The organism is Mesorhizobium sp. M1A.F.Ca.ET.072.01.1.1, from assembly GCF_004023325.1.
Lineage (GTDB): Bacteria > Pseudomonadota > Alphaproteobacteria > Rhizobiales > Rhizobiaceae > Mesorhizobium.
This window is the reverse complement of the sequence record NZ_RZSF01000024.1, coordinates 19,200-39,674: the sequence shown is the minus strand read 5'-3', so window position 1 is coordinate 39,674 and position 20,475 is coordinate 19,200. Positions and strand designations below refer to the sequence as shown.

Sequence of the window (20,475 nt, the reverse complement as noted above, 5' to 3'; positions counted from 1 at the left end):
GGCGAGCTCTTTTGCGCCGACGCCCAAAATCGGCATTCCAGTGCCCCGGCCAAGGCCCGGGAACTGAGGGCCGCGCCACGGCGTCCAGATGGTCGAGGCCGGCGGCGCCCCACATCCGCCTGGCTGCCGCAATGCGGGCTTTCTTCTTGCGAAGCTGGCGATTGGCGAAACCGTTGGCGACAGTGCCCCTCTCCCCGTCACTGACGGGGAGAGGATGCCGACAGGCAGGTGAGGGGCGGCGCCGACGCTCGAGATAGGCACCGAAGCCGCTTTCCCTTTGCAGGACCATGCGCTAGTCAGCGACGGAGCGGGAACGAACGGGACAAAGAGCATGGTTGGCGAAGACGATACAGCGCTGCGGTTTCCGGTCCTGATCGGCGATATCGGCGGCACCAATGCGCGTTTCTCGATCGTGCTCGACGCCAATTCGGAAGCGACCGAGCCGCAAATCGTCCAGACGGCCAATTTCAAGACCATCGACGAGGCGATCCAGGCGGCGGTGCTCGACCGCTCGTCGATCCAGCCGCATTCGGCGGTGCTGGCGGTGGCCGGGCCGGTCGACGGCGACGAGATCCGGCTGACCAACTGCCCCTGGGTGGTCAAGCCGCACCAGATGTTTGCCAATCTGGGCTTGAGCGAGATCGTCGTGCTCAACGATTTCGAGGCGCAGGCGCTGGCGGTGGTGGCGCTGAGCGAAGAGCATATGGAAAAGATCGGCGGCGGGACGCCGGAGCCGAATGCCGGCCGGGTCGTGCTCGGCCCGGGGACGGGGCTCGGCGTCGCGGGGCTGATCTACGCGCTTCGCCGCTGGATACCGGTGCCGGGCGAGGGCGGGCATATGGATATCGGCCCGCGCACGCCGCGCGACTTCGAAGTGTTTCCGCATATCGAAAAGCTCGAGGGTCGCATCTCCGGCGAGCAGATCCTGTGCGGCCGCGGACTGGTCAATGTCTATCGCGCGGTGGCCAGGGCCGACGCAAAGCCGACGCCTTTCACGACGCCGGCGGAGGTTACGGCGGCCGCGCTCGCCAAATCCGATCCGGTGGCACAGGAAGCGCTGGAACTGTTCGTCACCTGCCTGGGCCGCACCGCGGGCGATCTCGCGCTGGTGTTCATGAGCCGCGGCGGCGTGTTCCTGACCGGCGGCATCGCGCAAAAAATCGTGCCGGCATTGAAAGCCGGCAATTTCCGCGCCGCGTTCGAGGACAAGGCGCCGCACAGCGCGCTGATGCGCACGATGCCGGTCTATGTCATCACCCACCCGCTGGCGGCGCTTCTCGGGCTGGCCGCCTATGCCAGAACTCCGTCGCTGTTCGGCGTTCAGACCGCCGGACGGCACTGGCGGGCATGAGCGCGCCCGGGTGCGGGATGGCAATCGGCCACCGCGACGAAGTTTCGCCATAGGCAAGCCGTAGCCGGAGCGATAAGAGGGTGCCGAAATGCTCCCTGACCTTTGACGAGAACCCACGAAGCGCTGCCGATTTGACATTTCAAAATCCAAACAAGCTAAAGGCCCGGCCCGGCGAGGTCACGGCGGTGCTGCGCCGTATCATCGCTGAGAACGGCCACGACCATCGCTGGTCCTATGTCGTCGCCATCGTTTGCTCGCTGCTGGTTTCGGGCGCGACTGCCTTCTCGGCCTGGGTCATGGCGCCGATGGTCAACGAAATCTTCTACGAACGGCGCGGCGACGCCGTGGTATGGATCTGCGCCGGTTTCATGGGCGCCTTCCTCGTGCGCGGTTTTGCCGGCTACGGCCAGGCGGTGGCGTTGGCCACGATCGGCAACAATCTCGTCGCCCGCTACCAGAAGCGCACCTTCGACCATCTGATGCGGCTCGGCGTCAATTTCTTTAACGACACGCGCTCCGGCCGCTTGGCGGCGCAGCTGGACGAGAATATCGGCGGCATCCGCGATCTGCTGTCGCTGACTTTGATTTCGATCACCCGCGACGCGGTGACCCTGGTCGGCCTCGTCGGCCTCATGGTCTACCAGGATCCGGTGTTGTCGCTGAGCTCGCTGCTGATCGGGCCGCCGCTGATCTGGGCCGTCGTCTACATCACGCGCCGGGTGCGCAAGATTAACCGGGAATCCGTGCTGATCAATTCCCGGCTGAGCGGGTCGGTGCAGGAGGCCACACAAGGCATCGCCATCGTCAAGGCCTTCACCCTGGAGGACGAGCTGGCGCGCCGCATCGGCATCATGGCCGACACGGCCGAGCAGCGCAGCAACAAGATCGCCCGCGTCTCCGAGCGGCTGTCGCCGATTTCGGACATCCTGGCTGGCCTCGCCGTGACCGCCGTCATCGCCTATTCCGGTTATCGGGCGCTGGTTCTCGGCCAGCCGCCGGGCGCGGTGTTTTCCTTCATCACCGCGCTGATCCTGGCCTATGATCCGGCGAGGCGGCTGGCGCGCATGCAGGTGGCGATGGAGCGCGCGCTGGTCAACGCGCGCATGATCTATGAACTGCTCGACCTCGAGCCGAAACAAAGCGACGCGCCCGACGCCGCCGAAGCGAAGATCATTTCCAGCGAAGTGACCTTCAACAATGTGACGTTCGGCTACAGCGCCGACATGCCGGTGCTGCGGGATCTGAGCTTTACCGCCGCCGCCGGCAAGGTGACGGCGATCGTCGGCGCTTCGGGCGCCGGCAAGTCGACGCTGGTGGCGCTCTTGCAGCGCTTCTACGACGTCGACAAGGGCAGCATCGAGGTGGACGGCCAGGACATCTCCAAGGTGACGAAGCGGTCGCTGCGCCAATCGATCGCCTATGTCTCGCAGGCGCCGTATCTCTTCGAAGGCACGATCCGCGACAACATTCGCTACGGCCGGCTCTCGGCCACCGACGCGGAGATCGAGCAGGCGGCGAAACAGGCCGCCGCCGACGAGTTCATCCGCCAGCAGCCGCAAGGCTACGACACGCCGGTCGGCGAAGGCGGCTCGACGCTTTCCGGCGGTCAGCGCCAGCGCGTCTCGATCGCCCGCGCCATCGTGCGCCAGGCGCCGATCCTGCTGCTCGACGAGGCTACGTCGGCGCTCGACAACGAGGCCGAAGCGCGCGTCCAGGAAGCGCTCACCCATGTCATGGAAGGCCGCACCACCATCGTCATCGCGCACCGGCTGTCGACCGTGGTCAATGCCGACCGCATCATCGTGCTGGAAGAGGGACGGCTGGTCGAGGAAGGCACACACGCCTCGCTGATGGCCGACCCGCACAGCGTCTATGCCCGCTTCCACCGGGTGCAGGGCAAGAAGGGGCTGGGGCTTGTCGATGACGCCAAGACAACCCAAACTCCTCTGCCGCGCACGCGCGCGAAGAAGACCGTCGGGAGAAGCGCATGAGCGAAACGGGCGATATGGGCCTGGTGGTGGTGGGCGCCGCCGGCCGGATGGGTCAGACGCTGATCCGCGCCATCCACTCCATTCCCGGCGCGCGGGTTGCCGGTGCCGTCGAGCGGCCGGGTTCACCGCATCTCGGCAAGGATGCCGGCGAGCTCGTCGGCATCGGCAGCATCAATGTGCCGATCGCCGACGACCCGCTGCCGGCCTTCGCCAAGGCCGACGGCGTGCTCGATTTCACGGCCCCCGGCGCAAGCGTCGAATTCGCCGGCTATGCCGCGCAGGCGCGCATCGTCCATGTCATCGGCACGACCGGCTGTTCGGCCGATGACGATGCGAAGATCGCGGCGGCGGCGCGCCACGCGACCATCGTCAAATCCGGCAATATGAGCCTCGGCGTCAATCTTTTGGCGGTGCTGGTGGAGCAGGCGGCGCGCGCGCTCGATGCGCAGGATTTCGACATCGAGATCCTGGAGATGCACCACAGGCACAAGGTCGACGCGCCGTCCGGCACGGCGCTGCTGCTCGGCGAAGCGGCGGCCAAGGGCCGAGAGATCGCGCTCGCGGACAACAGCGTGCGTGTGCGCGACGGCCATACCGGCGTCCGCAAGGCCGGCACGATCGGCTTCGCCAGCTTGCGCGGCGGGTCGGTGGTCGGCGAGCACAGCGTGATCCTGGCCGGCACCGGCGAGCGCATCACGCTCGCCCACCAGGCCGAGGACCGGGCGATCTTTGCCCGTGGCGCGGTCAAGGCGGCGCTCTGGGGCCGAGGCAAGAAGCCGGGCCTCTATTCCATGCGAGACGTGCTCGGCCTGGGCTGAGGCTTTTTTTCTGCTTTTCTTCCGCAATTCCGGACTGAAAACCGCTACACACTTTTCCTGGAATTGCTCAAATCCAACCACGTATCAGGAGCAAACATGTCGGGAACTCTCGTGCTCGTGCGCCACGGCCAGAGCGAATGGAACCTGAAGAACCTGTTCACCGGCTGGCGCGATGTCGACCTCACCGACCAGGGCAATGCGGAGGCGCTTGCCGCCGGCGAGAAGCTCAAGGCGCGCGGGCTGAAATTCGACATCGCCTACACCTCGGCGCTGAAGCGGGCGCAGAAGACCTGCCAGCACATTCTCGACGTGGTCGGCCAAAGCAAGCTCGAGACCGTCCGCGACCTGGCGCTCAACGAACGCGACTATGGCGATCTCTCCGGCCTCAACAAGGATGACGCGCGCAAGAAGTGGGGCGAGGAGCAGGTGCATATCTGGCGCCGCTCCTACGACGTATCGCCTCCCGGCGGCGAAAGCCTGAAGGACACCGGCGCGCGCGTCTGGCCCTATTACCTGCACGACGTGCAGCCGCATGTGCTGCGCGGCGAGACGGTGCTGGTCGCCGCGCACGGCAATTCGCTGCGGGCGCTGATCATGGCGCTGGACGGCAAGTCGGGCGAAGAGATCGTCAAGCTGGAGCTCGGCACCGGCGTGCCGGTGATCTACAAGCTCAACGCCGATTCCACCGTGGCAAAGAAGGAAGTGCTGGAGGGGTGAGGGATTCCATTGTTCCGGCCCCGCTCGGAACGGGTGGCCGTCTCGGGACAACCGCTTCAGCTCGGAATTCCGTCTCGCCGTTAACTGACCAGCGTCGGCGCCGCCCCTCACCTGCCTGCCGGCATCCTCTCCCCGTATAGTGACGGGGAGAGGGAAGCTCCGGCCGCCGATTTCGCCAATCGCCAGCGTCTCAAGAGGACGCCAACGCCGCGGCCAGCCCCTTCTCCCCGTCCCATGCGGGGAGAAGTGCCCGGCAGGGCGATGAGGGGCGGGGCCGACGCCGACAATTGCCGTCCGTGCCTGAATGAACCCCAGCTGCCCTCTGGTCAGTCTTGAGCTCCTGAAAAAACCGCGTTGACACGCTTCGTTTGCCCGCTTACATGAGCGCCCACCAGCCCAGATGGCGGAATTGGTAGACGCGCACGGTTCAGGTCCGTGTTCCGCAAGGAGTGGAGGTTCGAGTCCTCTTCTGGGCACCAAATTCCCGTTTCAGACGATCTGACGCGATGAGCAAAAAGCCCGGATTTTCCGGGCTTTTTTGTGCCTGCAACTCGTCTCGGATTAAACCGTTCCTATCTTGTCTGTTAAGCCGAGGTTCCGTGATGCCCGCGCCGTTCAAGGAGTGGAAGGTTCTGCCGCATGGCAGGCTCTCTCCTGTCGACGACGATATTCTGACGGTGACGGGCGACATACCGATGCCGGTCGGCAACCTGAAACGGCGCATGACCGTGGTGCGATTGCGCGACGGACGGCTCGTCATCTTCAGCGCCATCGCGCTCGATGACGAACAGATGCGCGCGATCGAGGCCTTTGGGGAGCCGGCCTTCCTGATCGTTCCTAACGATCATCACCGGCTCGATGCAAAGCCATGGAAAGATCGCTATCCCACCCTGCAGGTGATTGCACCGGCGGGCGCGCGCAACAGCGTCGAGAAGGCGGTGCATGTCGATGCGGCACGCGGCGACTTTGGCGATCCCGACGTCAAGCTCGTCACCGTCCCCGGAACCCGTGATCGCGAAGCGGCGCTGCAAATCGACGGACCGAACGGCACGACGCTGGTTCTCAATGATATCGTCGGCAACATCCGCGGCGCATCCGGTTTTGCCGGCTGGGCATTGCGCATGATGGGATTTGCCGGTGATGAGCCGCGTATACCCTGGCCGGTCAAGCTGACGATGGTCGGCGACAAGGCGGCACTCGCAGCGCAATTGAGACGATGGGCGGACCTGCCGGCGCTCAAGCGCATCCTTGTCTCGCATGGCTCCGTCATCACCGATGATCCGCAGGGGGCGCTGCGCAAGCTGGCGAGGTCGCTCGGATAGATGAAAGCGTAGCGGCCAACCTGCCCCGCCGGCCAGTCCCCGAACAAACCGCTTCAAACCCGCTGCCCCGGGCGCTACGGTCCGGTCATGGCCCCCTCCGTCAGCCCGACCATCGCCGCCCGCCGCGACCAGATGTTCCCCGTGCTCGCCGATGCGGACATCGAGCGCATGCGCCGCTTCGGCGTGCCAAGAGCCTACGGCGCCGGCGAGCATATCGTGACGGCCGGCACGGTCTCGCCCGGATTGGTCGTCATCCTGTCGGGCAAGGTCGACATCACGCAGGCCGGCGGTCTTGGCCCGCGCGAGGCGATCATCACCTATGGTCCGGGCAATTTCATCGGCGAACTGGCGCAGCTTTCGAGCCGGCCGTCGCTCGTCAATGCCGAGGCGACCGAGCCGGTCGAAGCCCTCGTCATCCCCTCGCAGCGGCTGCGCGATCTGATGGTGCAGGAGGCGAATCTCGGCGAGCGCGTCATGCGCGCGCTGATCCTGCGCCGTGTCGGCCTGCTCGAGAGCGGCACCAGCGGGCCGATCGTCATCGGCCGTCCCGGCAATGGCGATGTGCTGCGGCTGCAGGGTTTCCTCACCCGCAGCGGCCTGCCGCACCGCGCGCTCGATTCCGACACCGATCCCTGCGCCAAGACGCTGATCGAGCGTTTTCATGTCGATCCGCACCATCTGCCGATCGTGCTCTGTCCCAACGGCAAGCTGCTGCACAATCCCGGCGAAAGCGATCTCGCCCGCTGCGTCGGGCTGCTGCGGCCGCTCGACGCCGGCAAGATCTACGACGTGGCCATCGTCGGCGCCGGGCCGGCAGGATTGGCGGCCGCGGTCTATGCGGCCTCCGAGGGGCTGTCGACGATCGTGCTCGACTGCCGCGCCTTCGGCGGGCAGGCGGGGGCATCCTCGCGCATCGAGAACTATCTCGGCTTTCCGACCGGCATTACAGGCATGGCGCTGATGGCGCGCGCCTACAACCAGGCGCAGAAGTTCGGGGTCGAGATGGTGATCCCCGATGAAGCCAAATTGCTCGGCGCCGCCGACAACATCGCCGGCTACCGGCTGGACGTTGGCGACGGCGAGACCCTGCGCGCGCGCACGGTGGTGATCGCCAGCGGCGCGCGCTACCGCCGCCTCGACATCGCCAATATCGCGCAGTTCGAGGGCGCGTCCGTGCATTACTGGGCCTCGCCGATCGAAGCACGGCTCTGCCGGGACCAGGAAGTGGCGCTGGTCGGCGCCGGCAACTCGGCCGGCCAGGCGGCCGTCTATCTCGCCAGCCAGGTGCGCAAGGTGACGCTGTTGGCGCGGCGCGACAGCCTCGACGCCACCATGTCGCGCTATCTGGTCGAGCGGATCGTGGCGCAGCCGAACATCGAGGTGCTGACGGAAACCGAGGTCGAGGCGCTCGACGGCCATGACGGCAACCTCGACCAGCTGTGCTGGCGCAACCGGGTCACCGGCGTGGCGACGACGCGCCCCATCCGCCACCTCTTCCTGTTCATCGGCGCCGACCCGAACACCGACTGGCTGGCCCGCTGCGACGTGGCGCTCGACGCCAGGGGCTTCGTGCGCACCGGACCGGATGTGGCGCCGGGACACGGCCCGATGGAGACCAGCCGCAGCGGCGTGTTCGCCATCGGCGATGTGCGCTGCGGCTCGACCAAGCGTGTCGCGGCCGCGGTCGGCGAAGGCGCTCAGGTGGTGGCGGCGCTGCATGCCTATCTTGCGCGCAACGGCGGGCGTGCTGCTCAGCCCGAAAGGAGACCCTGATGGACGAATGCAGGCATACGGACGACATCAAGGATGTGGTGCCGAGCGCCCTCGGCTGCGAGGAATGCCTGAAGAGCGGCTCCTGGTGGGTGCATCTCAGACTCTGCCGCACCTGCGGCCATGTCGGCTGCTGCGACGACTCGCCCAACCGCCACGCCACCAAGCATTTCCACGCCACTCAGCATCCGGTCATCGAAGGCTACGATCCGCCCGAAGGCTGGGGCTGGTGCTATGTCGACGAGGTGTTCATCGACCTCGGCGACCGCACGACGGCGCAGAACGGCCCGATCCCGCGCTTTGTCTAGCGTGCACGGAATACCGTGAGCCTCTTGCCGGGTCGCTTACTTCACCGAGCTGGTGACAGTCCTGTCGATGGCGTCGTGATCGCGGTCGTTGCCGGCAAGCGCGCCGATGATCAGCAGGCTGACGATGATCGGGACGAACAGGATCGCCACACGCGCCTGCACGTAGAAGATGGCGCGCCATTCATTGCGCTTTTCGGGGCTGTCGTTCATCGCGCTCACTCTGTCCTGCCTCCCGAGGGCAGGACATAGTAGCGAAGCGTTAAGCAACCTTTTCCGCAAACGTTAACCGGCGATTTCGAACCGGCCAATCTGCCAATCGGTGGTCGACTGGTCGGCCAGTCGCCTTGGCACTTTGCCGATCAGATATTCCGAAAATAAGCGAATTCTAATTACATTGACGATGGCGGTTTAACGTCAATAGAAAGGAGGTGGGTTCTTGGTGGGGTGCGGGGAATGCTTGGGGAGACGGTGCGCGCAAGATTTGCGCGCGGAAGACTGCGTTGTTGCAGTCGTATCCGAAACAGTTTTGATCAACGCGAAGAAGCGGCTGGGGTATTTTCATGACCCCCGCCGGATCTGTATCGGTTTCGGTGATCGTCAATACTTACAATTGGCCAGGGGCGCTGAAGCTCAGTCTCCAGTCGCTCGCCTGCCAAACCGACCGCTGCTTCGAGGTGATCATCGCTGACGACGGATCGCGCCAAGACACGGCCGATGTGATCAAGCTCTTTACCGACTCCGCCTCGATCCCGGTCAGGCACGTCTGGCACGAAGACATCGACTTTCGCCGTTCCGCAATCCTGAACAAGGCGATAGGCGAGGCGTGCGGCCCCTATTTGATCTTCGTCGACGGAGACTGCATTCTGCAGCCCGACTTCGTTGCCCAGCATCGGGCGCTTGCCAAGCCGAACTACGTCATCACCGGCAGCCGCATTCTGCTCAGCCAGGAATTCAGCAAGCAATTGCTGGCGGCAGGGACGTGGAACTACCGAGCATTCCGCCGGAATATCCTGCGGCACCGGTTGAAAGGCGACATTTCCAAGATCGTCGCGTTTTTCGTGCGGCTGCCCTGGCGGACGATGTCGGATTATCGTTCCTTCGTCTTCCGGCGCATTAAGGGCTGCAATCTCGCCTGTTGGAAAAGCGATGCGCTGTCGGTCGGCGGCTTCGACGAGACCTTCACAGGCTGGGGTTATGAAGATGCCGACTTCGTTTTCCGGTTGCAGGATAAGGGCATCATCCGGCGCGCCGGCACCTGGGCGACCGAGGTGCTGCATATCTGGCACAAGCCTGCCGATCCGAGCCGCGCTGCCACGAACCAGAAGGTAGTGCTCGATAGAATAGAGGCTGCCCGCCTTCGCAACAAAGCGGCGTGACGAATGCTGCCCTAGGATCGGACTCCAAAGGGCTTGGATATCGGGCACGATAAAACAATCGCTTGGAGCGCGTTAAAGGTTTTCAACAAGCGACCCATTTTTAAACGCCAAACTTGGTATAAAGCTGTGCCAGTGGCGAACCAGCCGGTGGCGGTGTGTGCTTTACATCGCGCAGCTTCTCGTTCCACAGATGCAAGGTCAGCGTCTGCTCACTCAGAACCGCGTCTAGCGAAAACGCCGGATCATAGACCGCCTGCGCTTGGCGATAATCGAGCGGATAAAAGACTTCTCGTGGCAGTGCCGACTCAAACCGTCCATGCTTGCGGGCCAGCGCCGTTATCGCGCCAGGGCCGTACGTTCCCCAGGGGAGGTCGGCTGGGCGCACCGGCAGGCCAATGAAGTTCTTGAACCGGGCCATGCGCGCTCCCCGCTTGCGCGTCCAAGGCGGAAAGTAGTTGTTGCAGAAGAGGCCCTCCAGCTCGGCCGTCATCGGCAGACCGGCATCGAGGTAAAGGACGGCGCCGTTGATGAGAGTCGCGCTCTCAAGACCGAACAAGCAATCTCCGTCAATGTTCACCTTCTTGAGGCAAACCACGTCGAGGTCGGACCACAGCCCGCCAGCGATCAGCTGAAGCCGATAGCGGAAATAGTCGGAGGCGAGCGCATAAGAGCCGGTCTCCCGATGGCGTAGACGCTCATGCTGGTAAAGGGGACAGTCAGTTCGGCGTCGATCACATCGACTTCGGCCGGCACGTTTGCAACAGGTTTGTAAACATGCAGGCGCACGGCGTGTCCGCAGGCCAGCCAGGAGGCTATCGACAGCAACTCAACACGACCGAGTCTGTCGCCTATCCAAAGCATGTTCACTGCAGGAGCAGCCATGTTGCCCGCCTTCTCGTGTTTCTCTATGCGACGCAGAGGGGGCGCCTCCCGATTTGCAGGAAGGCGGATGTCTTAATTGATCTCGAGAGAAACTCAATCGTATGTCGTTGCTCAGCCGCAAATGCCGGTCCTTTAAGCGTCGTCACAGATTGCTGAGGCGCACCGCCGCCTCGCCTATTTCGCTCGTTTGGTGGGGAAGTTTCGAAGGCGGCGGCGGGGCGACTGTCGGCGATCTGCATGCGGTAGAGAACCTATCGGCGGCGCTACGCCGGGCCGGCCATGACCATCAAGTTCTGAGCCATCCGGCCTTGGGCATTGCGGACCACTGCCAGGTGAGGGACCTGTTCGACGTACGCCGCGAAATCGAAACGCTGGTGTTCGTCTGCGGCCCCATCGTTCAGACCGATGAATTGGTCGACCTGCTAGCGGTGCACCGGAAAGCGAGGAAACTCGCCGTTGGCGTCAGCGTCATTTCCCGGCACCGGCAGATGGCTGCCCGCTTCGAAGCCGTGTTAGCGCGCGACGGCCTATCAAGACAATCCTTCGATCTCGCCATTTCGCGTTCTCTGCCCTGCGCAGTACCCGAGCCCGGCAAGCGGCTGAAGGCTGGACTGTGCTTGCGTGGCGACCAGCGGGATTATGGCGATGGCATGACCGAATGGGCGAAGGCTGAGCGTCTTTTGTTGCAACTTGCCGAAACCTTCGGTCTCGATACCGAGCCGATCGACACAGTGTTGAGGCCCGGGAATGAGGCAACAAAGATCGAGCAACAGTTCGAGACCGTCGACCTGGTACTGACAACGCGGCTGCACGGCTCGCTCTATGGGCTTTCAAAAGGCAAGCCGGTGATTGCCATCGACCAGATCAAGGGAACGGGTAAGGTGAAACCGATTCTCAACCGCATCGGCTGGCCGCTCGCTTACTCGATCGAGGAAGCCAATGAAGCTCTGCTCGCCGGCCAGATGCGCCAGGTCCTGATCGAATGGCCAATCGAGATGGTCACCAGTTCGCAGGCTACGATCTTGGACCTGTCTTCCAAGGCTCGGGCCGATGCCGTGGCCCTGATTGTGGGAGATAAGGGATAGCACCGAGCACAAACGCTCAAAGAACGGGCTAGCCTTCCTGGCAGGCTGTCAAAAGGCGGTCGGCTCTGGTCGGCGGGTGGAAGGAACAGCGGGCAACGCGAACAGCCGGCCGCCGGCCGGCACGACGTCGTCGATGCCGGCTAGCCGCAGGCAATGCCAGGCCATGGCGTGGTTGGACGAGGTGACGGGAATGCCGATGCGCTGCTCCAGTTCCGCCACCGCCTCGGCGACGCGCAGGCTGGTGCAGGAGATGAAGATCGCGTCCACGCCGGGAGCCGCCGCCATGCGCTCGGCCGCGGCCTCGATCGAGGCGAGCGATATGCGGGCCGCCTCGCGGTCGTCGCGCCGGTCGAAAGTAGCGACGGCGGCGATATCGAGGCCGCGTCCGGTGAAATAGGTGACGAGACCCTGGTTGATCTCGGGGGCATAAGGCGTCAGCAGGCCGATGCCCTTGGCGCCGAGCGCCTTGAAGGCGGCAAGCGCGCCTGTCACCGGCGTGGTGCAGGCGACGCCCGGCCGCGCCTTCCTGATCTCGGCGAAGACGGCTTCCTCGCCGAGCGTCATGGTGGCCGAGGTGCAGCCGAAGCCGACGACGTCGAGCGGAATGCTGGGCAGGATGAGGTCGACGGTCGGCGCGATGCGCGGGCCGATGGCGCGCAGCGTGTCGGGGGTGATGTCGTTGTCGTTGAAGAGGCGGGCCTCGTAGAAGGCGACGCCCGGAATGCGCACCAGCGCGCGGAACTCATGCTCCAGCGTCTGGTCGGTGGCGAGGATCGCAAGCCCGATCGCCGCGCGCGAGGCAAGGCCGCCGTCGAGTTCGGACGGAAGCACGCCCAGATCGACCGGCTTGGGATCGACGGGCTTGGGATCGACCGGCCCCGAAGATTGAGGGCGGGTAGCAGCCGCGCTGATGGACATGGCATTCCCTTTCTTGGCCGATCGCTCCGGGATCATGCTCTCAATTCAAAAGACCGTCCATCGAGATGGCCGGCTTGCGGCCGGCGATCAGGTCGGCGGTGATGCGCGCCGAGCCATGCGACATGGTCCAGCCGATATGGCCGTGCCCGGTGTTGAGATAGAGATTGCCGAGGCGGCGGCGCCCGAACTCGGGCAGATTGTTCGGCGTCATCGGCCTCAAGCCCGCCCACATCTCGGCGCGGTCGTAGTCGGCGCCCTCGGGATAAAGCTCCTGCGTCACGCCCTTCATGAAGGCGAAATCGGCCGGCTTGTGGCTGGTGTCGTAGCCGGCGAATTCCGCCGTCGCGGTGACGCGCAGCCGGTCGCCGAAGCGCGACACGGCGACCAGATTGTGCTCGTCGATCGCCGCGATGGTCGGCGGCCGAGGCTGGTTGCCGATCGGAATGGTCAGCGAATAACCCTTGATCGGGTAGATCGGCAGGCTGATACCGACGGTCTTCGCGATCAGCGGGCTGTAGGAGCCGAGCGCCAGCACATAGGCGTCGCCCTTGACGCTGCCCTTGTCGGTCAGCACCTGTGCCACGCCACCGCCCGAGGTCTCGATGCCGGTGATGGTCGTGCCGGTACGGATCTCGCCGCAGCGCTCGACGACCTTCGCGGCAAGCGCCCGGGTGAATTTGGCCGGGTCACCGGTCTCATCGGTCGGGCAATGGATGCCGCCGGCGATCTTTTCCCGCGCGGAAGCCAGCGACGGGTCGAGCGCGACGATGGCGTCGCGGTCGAGCACCTTGATCAGCTGGCCGTCTGATTCCAGCAGCCGCATGTGCTCGACGCCTTTATCGAGCGCCTGCTGGCTGCGATAGAAATAGAGGATGCCGCGATCGTTGCGGTCGTAGTCGATCTGCTCGTGGGCAATCACCTCGTGCAGCACGCTCTGCGAATAGACGGCAAGCCGATGCTTGAGCAGCGTGTTGCGCCTGGCCTTCTCGGCCGTGCATTCCATCAGGAACAGCCACGACCAGCTGTAGAGCGTCGGATCGGCCGACAGCTTGAAGCGTAGCGCCTGATCCTTCAGCACCAGCGATTTCAACAGGATTAATGGCGCCCTGGGCGACGACCAGACGAAGGAATGCCCCGGCGCGATCATGCCGGCATTGCCCCAGCTGGTCTCGGCGGCGACCTCAGGCCGGCGCTCGAGGACGACCACCTCGTGCCCGTCCTTCTGCAGCTGATAGGCAGTGGTGACGCCGACAACGCCGCCACCCAACACGATCACGCGCATCACGCCTCCGGAGATCGCATGTTGGTAGGCAGTTTAGTCGGTGGATTGCGGTCTGCAATGGCACAGGCACCGAGATGTCGGCGGGACAGCGCCCCTCTCTGGCCTGCCGGCCATCTCCCCCTCAAGGGGGGAGATCAGATGTCACGGCGGCTTTCGCAAATTACCGGCGTTGCAGGAAAGGTGAGGCGATGAAACAGCCAATCTCCCCCCTCGTGGGGGAGATGTCCGGCAGGACAGAGGGAGGCGCGAAGGATCACAACGATTGATCCTCGAACTCACCCCCGCAACGCCTGCTCCAGATCCGCGATCAGATCATCGCCATCCTCGATACCGGCCGACAGCCGCACCAGCGAATCCGATATGCCGATCGCCCCGCGCTTTTCCGCGGGGATCGAGCCGTGCGTCATCAGCGCCGGATGCTCGATCAGGCTCTCGACGCCGCCGAGGCTTTCGGCGAGCGTGAAAAGCTGCGTGCGTTCGAGGAAGCGTTTGGTGCCGGCGAGGTCGAGGTCGAGGTCGACCGAGATCATGCCGCCGAAGGCGTGCATCTGGCGCTTGGCGATCTCGTGCTGCGGGTGGCTCGCCAGCCCGGGATAGATGACGCGGCGCACGTCCTTGCGGGCTTCCAGCCACTGCGCGATCTTCAGGCCGTTGGCGGAATGGCGCTCCATCCGAAGCGCCAGCGTCTTGATGCCGCGCAGCGCCAGAAAACTGTCGAACGGGCCGGAAATGGCGCCGATGGCGTTCTGCAGGAATTTCAGCCGATCGGCCAAATCCTTGTTGTCGCCGACGACCGCCACGCCGCCGACCATGTCGGAATGGCCGTTCAAGTATTTCGTCGTCGAGTGGACGACGATGTCGATGCCGAGCTCCAGCGGCCGCTGGATGTAGGGGCTGGCAAAAGTGTTGTCGGCGACAGTCAGCAGGCCTTTGCGCTTGGCCAGCGCCGCCAGGCCTTCGAGGTCGACGACACGCAGCAGCGGGTTGGTCGGCGTCTCGACCCAGAGCAGCTTTGTCTCCGGGCGGATCGCTCTCTCGACCGCGGCGAGATCGGTGAAATCGGCAAAGCTGACCTGCAGGCCGGCGGAACGCTTGCGGACGCGCTCCATGAGCCGGAACGAGCCGCCATAGATGTCGTCGGTGGCGACCACATGCGCGCCGGCGTCGAACAGTTCCAACACCGTGGCGATCGCGGCCAGGCCTGAGGCGAAGGCGAAGGCCGCGGCGCCGCTTTCGAGGTCGGCGACGGCCCGTTCGAAGGCGAAGCGCGTCGGGTTCTGGCTGCGGGCATACTCAAAACCCTTGTGCACGCCGGGCGACTGCTGGCCATAGGTGGAGGTGGCGTAGATCGGCACCATCACCGCGCCGGTCAGCGGATCGTGGCTCTGGCCGCCATGGATGGTGCGCGTGGAAAAGGCCAGGCGGTTCTTGCCGTTGGAAGTCATTTTGCGCGGCGCCTCAGATGGTTGATCAGGTCGATACGGGTTATCAGGCCGATGAATTCGTCGCCGTCGAAGACGATGGCGACCTCGTTGCGGTCGAAAACGGGCAGCAGTGCATCGAGCGCCTGGCTGGCCTGCAGCGTGTGCAGGTTCGAGGTCATGGCCGTGCGCACCGGCGCATTGAAGCGATCCCAGCGGCCGTCATAGGGGCCGTCGACCTTGGCCAGGATATCGCTCTCGTCGACGATGCCGACGAGCTTGCCGTCATCCAGCACCGGTAGCTGCGAAACATCGGAGCGGCGCATGCGGCCATAGGCGTTGAGCAGGGTTTCCTCGGGGCCCACGGTCACGATGTCACCAGTGCGCGGCGAGCGCATGACGAGGTCGCGCAGGTCGCCGTGCTGCTCCTGGTCGGCCAAGCCCTGCTCGGCGAGCCAGATGTCGTCGAAGACCTTCGACAGATATTTGTTGCCGCTGTCGCAGACGAGGGTGACCACGCGTTTGGCCGTCGTCTGATCGCGGCAGTAGCGCAGTGCCGCCGACAGAAGCGTGCCGGACGACGAGCCGGCCAGGATGCCTTCCTTGGACAGCAGGTCGCGCACCGCCAGCATGCTCTGCTTGTCGGGAATGGAATAGGCTTTCTTGACCAGCGAGAGATCGGCATTGGGCGGCACGAAATCCTCGCCGATGCCTTCGACGGTCCAGCTGCCGGCCTCTGTCATCTTGCCGGTCTTGATCAACGGCGCCAGCACCGAGCCGACCGGATCGGCAAGCACCATCTCGGTCTTCGGCGAATGCTTCGCGAAAAAGCGGCCGACACCGGTGAGCGTGCCGCCGGAACCGACGCCGACCACCACCGCGTCGACATCGCCTTCGAGCTGCGAAAAGATTTCCGGGCCGGTGGTGCTTTCGTGCGCCAGCGGATTGGCGGGATTGGCGAACTGGTTGGCATAGAAAGCGCCGGGAATTTCGGCGGCGATCTTCTCGGCCATGTCCTGGTAATATTCGGGGTGGCCCTTGCCGACATCGGAGCGGGTCATGCGCACCTCGGCGCCTAAAGCGCGCAGATGCTGTATCTTCTCGCGCGACATCTTGTCGGGCACGACGAGGATGATGCGGTAGCCCTTGGGAATGCCGACCTGGGCGAGGCCGAGGCCGGTGTTGCCGGCGGTGGCCTCGACGATGGTGCCGCCGCGCTTCAGCCTGCCATCCTTCTCGGCGGCCGCGATCATCGACAGCGCGATGCGGTCCTTGATCGAGCCGCCGGGGTTCTGGCTCTCGAGCTTGATGAACAGCCGGCATTTGCCGGTGTCGAATTTGGTGAGCTCGACCACCGGCGTCTGGCCGATCAGGTCGAGGACTGAGGCGTAAGGCGGACGCAACCGCGACAGGGCGCTTTCCGCGCCGTCCGGCGCCGCTTTCCTGTGCACGCTCATCTCGGACCCTCCATGGGAAGCAGTTCCGACGGGATCGGCCGTCACCAGTCTGCGCATGATGGCCGCCGAACTCCATGCCGGGTTCGCAGATCACACGCCTTTGTCTTTTCCAGCCCTTTTCATCTGGAAAGAAGATAGATCGTGCCATTCCGGCGACGAGTGGCGGAATGGAATTTCACGGGCGGCGCAGCACCGCCTCTCAATGTTGAAAGCCGGCGGGACAGCGCCCCCTCTGTCCTGCCGGACATCTCCCCCACAAGGTGGGAGATTGGAGCTCGACCCTTGGCGCCCTTGCTTGCAAATGTTGGCGATTGGCGAAAGCCGACGCGACATCTGATCTCCCCACCTGTGGGGGAGATGGCCGGCAGGCCAGAGGGGGGCGCCGTAGAGCGCCGACCTCAGCAGAAATTTCACCCCAGGAACTGCTTGCTGAGCTCCGCGCGTTGCGCGAGCATGTCGGGATGGTGTCGATCTCGAAGAGGTGCCCGGCGTCAGCGGTCCGACGGCGAGGGGTCTGCGCGCGTCGCTTCGCCCGTCCAACGGACGCGCGGCGCCATCTTGCCGGTCGGATCAAACGCGCGGGCGGTTTGCCAAACGGAGGCCGAGCAGGCCGAGCAGCGTGGTGACGAGCCCGATATAGAGCCATTCCCTCTGGCCGGTCATGAAGCTGCCCTGGACCAGCCCAAGCCCTTGCAGCGACCACAGCACGCCGATCGCCAGCACGATCAGCGCCAGTAAATTCCTGATCAGTCGCATCGGCGAAATCCCCGCGCAAAGTCGATCCTTCACCGGAACGCGCGCGCAGTAAAGGAGCAGAAGGAAGCGAAGCAATCGCTTCCGCTTTTACTTGCGCCCCGAGGGCCGCTCCTACTCGGGACTTCCTGCAAAACCGGGTCGGTCTCAATGAAGAATACGCTGGCGCTCGCGGGAGATGTCATGACAAACTGTTTCGCGGCGACTCCAAACGTGTGCCTTTGCCATGGAACCGCCAGACGCTTGCCGCATTTCATGCCTCATTCGGCACTTACGGCGGGTTGTCTATAACGGAGCCCACCCCTAAAAGATGAATAAAACCAACCGCACCGCGCTTGTCGCGGCAACGATCGCGGCTGGCCTGATGGCTGGCGCCTCTTCCGCCTCTTCAGCCGCCGCACAATGCGGCCGCGCTTCCTGGTACGCGCTGCATTCCAGAACCGCCTCCGGCGAGCGCATGAACCCCGCCGCGCTGACTGCGGCGCACCGCAGCTTGCCGTTCGGCACCAAGCTCAGGGTCACCAACAAGAACAACGGCCGCAGCGTCGTCGTGCGCATCAATGATCGCGGCCCGTTCGTCCGGGGCCGCGTGCTCGACCTCTCCCGCGGCGCCGCCACCCAGCTCGGATTCATCGGCTCGGGCCACACCGCAGTCTGCATGGCGCGCGTTTAAGATGTCGGTGTCCGGCAAGAGGGAGCCGGACATATTTCCTACACATTGCGGCAGCGCACAGTGAGCCGGCTCCGCCATACGTGGCGAGTTTTCAACAGTTTGGACCAAAGCAGCATTCGTCACGCCAATTGACGTATTGCATCGCAACAATATCTTGTTAACCTCACTGCGAGACATTCAAGGCTCGGCGCTGCTCGTCGGCCCTTTGGTCGTCAGGCAGCACGGGGTTCTTGATGTTCTACCAGCTCTACGAACTGAACCATGCGGCGCTGCAGCCCGCCCGCCTTTACGCAGATGCGGTGCGGTTTTTCTATTCCAACCCGCTCAATCCGGTTTCGCATACGGCGCTCGGCCGGTCGGTCGCGGCAGCCGCGGAACTCTTCGAGCGCACGACGCGCCGCTACGGCAAGCCTGAATTCGGCCTGACCAAGGCGGTGGTCGACTGGAAGAGCGTCGACGTCGCCGAACGAACCGTGTGGTCGAAGCCGTTCTGCAACCTCGTCCGCTTCGAGCGCCAGCTTCCCGCGGGCCGCAAGCCCGATCCGAAGCTCCTGATCGTGGCGCCGATGTCCGGCCATTATGCAACGCTGCTGCGCGGCACGGTCGAGGCGATGCTTCCGCACGCCGACGTGCACATCACCGACTGGGTCGACGCCCGCATGGTGCCGCTGTCGCAGGGCAGCTTCGATCTCGACGACTATATCGACTATGTCATCGAGATGTTCCACGCGCTTGGTCCCGATACCCATGTGATGGCAGTCTGCCAGCCCTCGGTGCCGGTGCTGGCGGCGGTGGCGCTGATGGAAAAGCGCGGCGACCCCTTCGTGCCGTCGACCATGACGCTGATGGGCGGGCCGATCGACACCCGCCGCAATCCGACCGCGGTCAATCTGCTCGCCGGAGAAAAGGGCACCGACTGGTTCCGCGAGAACGTCATCATGCAGGCGCCCTGGCCGGTGCCCGGATTCGGCCGCGATGTCTATCCCGGGTTCCTGCAGCTTTCGGGCTTCATGAGCATGAATCTCGATCGCCACATCATCGCCCACAAGGACTTCTTCATGCACCTTGTGAAAAACGACGGCGACAGCGCCGAGAAGCACCGTGACTTCTACGACGAATATCTGGCGGTGATGGACCTGACGGCGGAGTTCTACCTGCAGACGGTCGACACGGTGTTCGTGCGCCACGCCTTGCCGAAGGGCGAGATGACGCATCGCGGCGAGGCCGTCGATCCCCAGGCGATCCGCAATGTCGCGCTGTTCACCGTCGAGGGCGAGAACGACGACATCTCCGGGCTCGGCCAGACCCAGGCCGCGCATGAGCTTTGCGTGAACATTCCGGCCGACCGGCAGGCCCACTACATGCAGCCGGCCGTCGGCCATTACGGCGTCTTCAACGGCTCGCGGTTCCGGTCGGAGATCGTGCCGCGCATCCTGGACTTCATCTCCAGCTACGGCCGCCAGACCCGCCTGGCGGCGAAGCCGAAGCTGGTCCGTTCCGCCAAGAGCTGAGCGGGAAGCGGACGCGGCTCGGCGCCGCTCGAAGCGAGTGACCTTTCCGTGCAACCAATGTTCAGGGCTGACCGGCGTCCCGACGCCGCTGTTGCCAAACTGCCGCTATGCGGGCCTGGCGGGTAACCATGCCACCAAACTAGCCGTTGTCTTCAATTGACACGGACTGTAAATCCCCCTTAACGTTTCGTTAATAAACAAGGGCGGACCCCGGGGGACAATGACTTCCTCACCGATGGCGCGGATGCTGCGTTTGTGTGCAGTCGCAGGGCTGGCGATCTCGGCCCACTGGGCGGTTCCGGCATGGGCTGCCGGCGCTATGACCACCGGCGGCCTGACCTCGCAGCCGATCGGACATTATGATTTCTGCAAGACGCATCCGAGCGAATGCAACATTCGCCCGGCCAATCTCGCGCCGGCCAAGCTGACCGATGCTCTGTGGCGCAAGCTGATCAACGTGACCGCCAAGGTCAACGCCGCCGTCAAGCCGATGAGTGATCTCGACAATTACGGCAAGGACGAGGTCTGGACCTATCCGGACAACGGCTTTGGCGACTGCGAGGACTATGTGCTGGAGAAGCGGCGCCAGCTCTACCGCATGGGCATCTCGCTTGCGGATCTCTTGATCACCGTAGTGCGCAAGCCCGACGGCGAAGGCCATTCCGTGCTGACGGTGCGCACCGACAAGGGTGACTACATCCTCGACAATTTGACCGACAAGGTCCAAGCCTGGGACGAGACCGGCTACCGTTATCTCAAGCGCCAGGCGATCGACAACACCGGCCGCTGGGTGTCGATCCGCGATGGCCAACAGCTGCTGGTCGGCTCGGTGCAGTAGAT

The 20,475-nt window shown here is 64.3% G+C and carries 20 protein-coding genes and 1 tRNA gene; 13 read left to right on the top strand and 8 right to left on the bottom strand.

Annotation, left to right across the window (positions count from 1 at the left end):
* Positions 1-331 precede the first annotated feature (331 nt).
* The 8 genes from EOA32_RS06115 (at position 332) to EOA32_RS06075 (ending at position 8,277) form a co-directional block, all read left to right on the top strand.
* Positions 332-1,351: a glucokinase gene (locus tag EOA32_RS06115; protein WP_128371190.1), complete on the top strand. Its 1,020-nt coding sequence runs from the start codon at positions 332-334 to the stop codon at positions 1,349-1,351.
* A 131-nt stretch (positions 1,352-1,482) separates the two neighbouring features.
* Positions 1,483-3,342, top strand: coding sequence for an ABC transporter ATP-binding protein (locus EOA32_RS06110; RefSeq protein ID WP_128371189.1), 1,860 nt, complete (start codon positions 1,483-1,485; stop codon positions 3,340-3,342).
* Positions 3,339-4,160: a 4-hydroxy-tetrahydrodipicolinate reductase gene (dapB, locus tag EOA32_RS06105; protein ID WP_128371188.1), complete on the top strand. Its 822-nt coding sequence runs from the start codon at positions 3,339-3,341 to the stop codon at positions 4,158-4,160. Before EOA32_RS06110 ends, dapB begins: the two co-directional genes overlap by 4 nt.
* Positions 4,161-4,256: 96 nt before the next feature.
* Positions 4,257-4,877: a 2,3-bisphosphoglycerate-dependent phosphoglycerate mutase gene (locus tag EOA32_RS06100; protein ID WP_128371187.1), complete on the top strand. Its 621-nt coding sequence runs from the start codon at positions 4,257-4,259 to the stop codon at positions 4,875-4,877.
* 394 nt (positions 4,878-5,271) lie between these two features.
* Positions 5,272-5,356 (top strand) — tRNA-Leu (locus tag EOA32_RS06090).
* Between the two features lie 123 nt (positions 5,357-5,479).
* The gene (locus EOA32_RS06085) at positions 5,480-6,199 is read left to right on the top strand and encodes a hypothetical protein (protein WP_128371186.1); all 720 of its coding nucleotides are present in this window, start codon (positions 5,480-5,482) and stop codon (positions 6,197-6,199) included.
* 87 nt (positions 6,200-6,286) lie between these two features.
* Entirely contained in the window at positions 6,287-7,972 is a 1,686-nt protein-coding gene (locus EOA32_RS06080) for a cyclic nucleotide-binding domain-containing thioredoxin-disulfide reductase (RefSeq protein WP_128371185.1), read from the top strand.
* Positions 7,972-8,277 (top strand): UBP-type zinc finger domain-containing protein, encoded by a 306-nt coding sequence (locus EOA32_RS06075; protein ID WP_067003235.1) that lies wholly within the window; start codon positions 7,972-7,974, stop codon positions 8,275-8,277. Before EOA32_RS06080 ends, EOA32_RS06075 begins: the two co-directional genes overlap by 1 nt.
* Before the next feature lie 36 nt (positions 8,278-8,313).
* On the opposite strand, the gene EOA32_RS06070 is transcribed toward EOA32_RS06075, so the two are convergent.
* Positions 8,314-8,496, bottom strand: coding sequence for a hypothetical protein (locus tag EOA32_RS06070; RefSeq protein WP_128371184.1), 183 nt, complete (start codon positions 8,494-8,496; stop codon positions 8,314-8,316).
* A 341-nt stretch (positions 8,497-8,837) separates the two neighbouring features.
* Between EOA32_RS06070 and EOA32_RS06065 the strand changes: the two genes are divergently transcribed.
* A complete protein-coding gene (locus EOA32_RS06065; RefSeq protein WP_128371183.1) occupies positions 8,838-9,653 on the top strand; it encodes a glycosyltransferase family 2 protein in 816 nt (271 codons plus the stop codon).
* 100 nt (positions 9,654-9,753) lie between these two features.
* Here the strand turns inward: EOA32_RS06065 and EOA32_RS06060 are convergent, their stop codons facing one another.
* Together EOA32_RS06060 and EOA32_RS06055 are read right to left on the bottom strand one after the other, a co-directional pair.
* A complete protein-coding gene (locus tag EOA32_RS06060; RefSeq protein WP_128371182.1) occupies positions 9,754-10,209 on the bottom strand; it encodes a hypothetical protein in 456 nt (151 codons plus the stop codon).
* 68 nt (positions 10,210-10,277) lie between these two features.
* Positions 10,278-10,535: a hypothetical protein gene (locus tag EOA32_RS06055; protein WP_128371181.1), complete on the bottom strand. Its 258-nt coding sequence runs from the start codon at positions 10,533-10,535 to the stop codon at positions 10,278-10,280.
* Positions 10,536-10,636: 101 nt separating this feature from the next.
* Between EOA32_RS06055 and EOA32_RS06050 the strand changes: the two genes are divergently transcribed.
* Complete coding sequence (locus EOA32_RS06050) at positions 10,637-11,620, top strand: polysaccharide pyruvyl transferase family protein (RefSeq protein WP_128371180.1); 984 nt, start codon at positions 10,637-10,639, stop codon at positions 11,618-11,620.
* Positions 11,621-11,668: 48 nt separating this feature from the next.
* Here EOA32_RS06050 and EOA32_RS06045 read toward each other — a convergent pair whose 3' ends face one another.
* The 5 genes from EOA32_RS06045 to EOA32_RS06015 form a co-directional block, all read right to left on the bottom strand.
* Complete coding sequence (locus EOA32_RS06045; RefSeq protein WP_128371179.1) at positions 11,669-12,538, bottom strand: aspartate/glutamate racemase family protein; 870 nt, start codon at positions 12,536-12,538, stop codon at positions 11,669-11,671.
* Between the two features lie 40 nt (positions 12,539-12,578).
* A complete protein-coding gene (locus EOA32_RS06040; protein ID WP_128371178.1) occupies positions 12,579-13,820 on the bottom strand; it encodes a D-amino acid dehydrogenase in 1,242 nt (413 codons plus the stop codon).
* A gap of 275 nt (positions 13,821-14,095) precedes the next feature.
* Positions 14,096-15,265, bottom strand: a complete 1,170-nt coding sequence (locus tag EOA32_RS06030; protein WP_128371176.1) for a PLP-dependent aspartate aminotransferase family protein — start codon at positions 15,263-15,265, stop codon at positions 14,096-14,098.
* The gene (locus EOA32_RS06025) at positions 15,262-16,698 is read right to left on the bottom strand and encodes a pyridoxal-phosphate dependent enzyme (RefSeq protein WP_095782019.1); all 1,437 of its coding nucleotides are present in this window, start codon (positions 16,696-16,698) and stop codon (positions 15,262-15,264) included. The genes EOA32_RS06030 and EOA32_RS06025 overlap by 4 nt, the downstream gene beginning before the upstream one ends.
* Positions 16,699-17,268: 570 nt before the next feature.
* Positions 17,269-17,454: a hypothetical protein gene (locus tag EOA32_RS06015; protein ID WP_128371175.1), complete on the bottom strand. Its 186-nt coding sequence runs from the start codon at positions 17,452-17,454 to the stop codon at positions 17,269-17,271.
* Between the two features lie 307 nt (positions 17,455-17,761).
* Here EOA32_RS06015 and EOA32_RS06010 point away from each other — a divergent pair, with 307 nt between their 5' ends.
* The 3 genes from EOA32_RS06010 to EOA32_RS06000 all read left to right on the top strand — a co-directional run bounded on the left by EOA32_RS06010 (position 17,762) and on the right by EOA32_RS06000 (position 20,473).
* Complete coding sequence (locus EOA32_RS06010; RefSeq protein ID WP_066991454.1) at positions 17,762-18,124, top strand: septal ring lytic transglycosylase RlpA family protein; 363 nt, start codon at positions 17,762-17,764, stop codon at positions 18,122-18,124.
* A gap of 233 nt (positions 18,125-18,357) precedes the next feature.
* Positions 18,358-19,635, top strand: coding sequence for a polyhydroxyalkanoate depolymerase (locus tag EOA32_RS06005; RefSeq protein WP_066991457.1), 1,278 nt, complete (start codon positions 18,358-18,360; stop codon positions 19,633-19,635).
* A gap of 220 nt (positions 19,636-19,855) precedes the next feature.
* Entirely contained in the window at positions 19,856-20,473 is a 618-nt protein-coding gene (locus tag EOA32_RS06000; protein WP_127241237.1) for a transglutaminase-like cysteine peptidase, read from the top strand.
* The last annotated feature ends 2 nt before the right edge of the window (positions 20,474-20,475 follow it).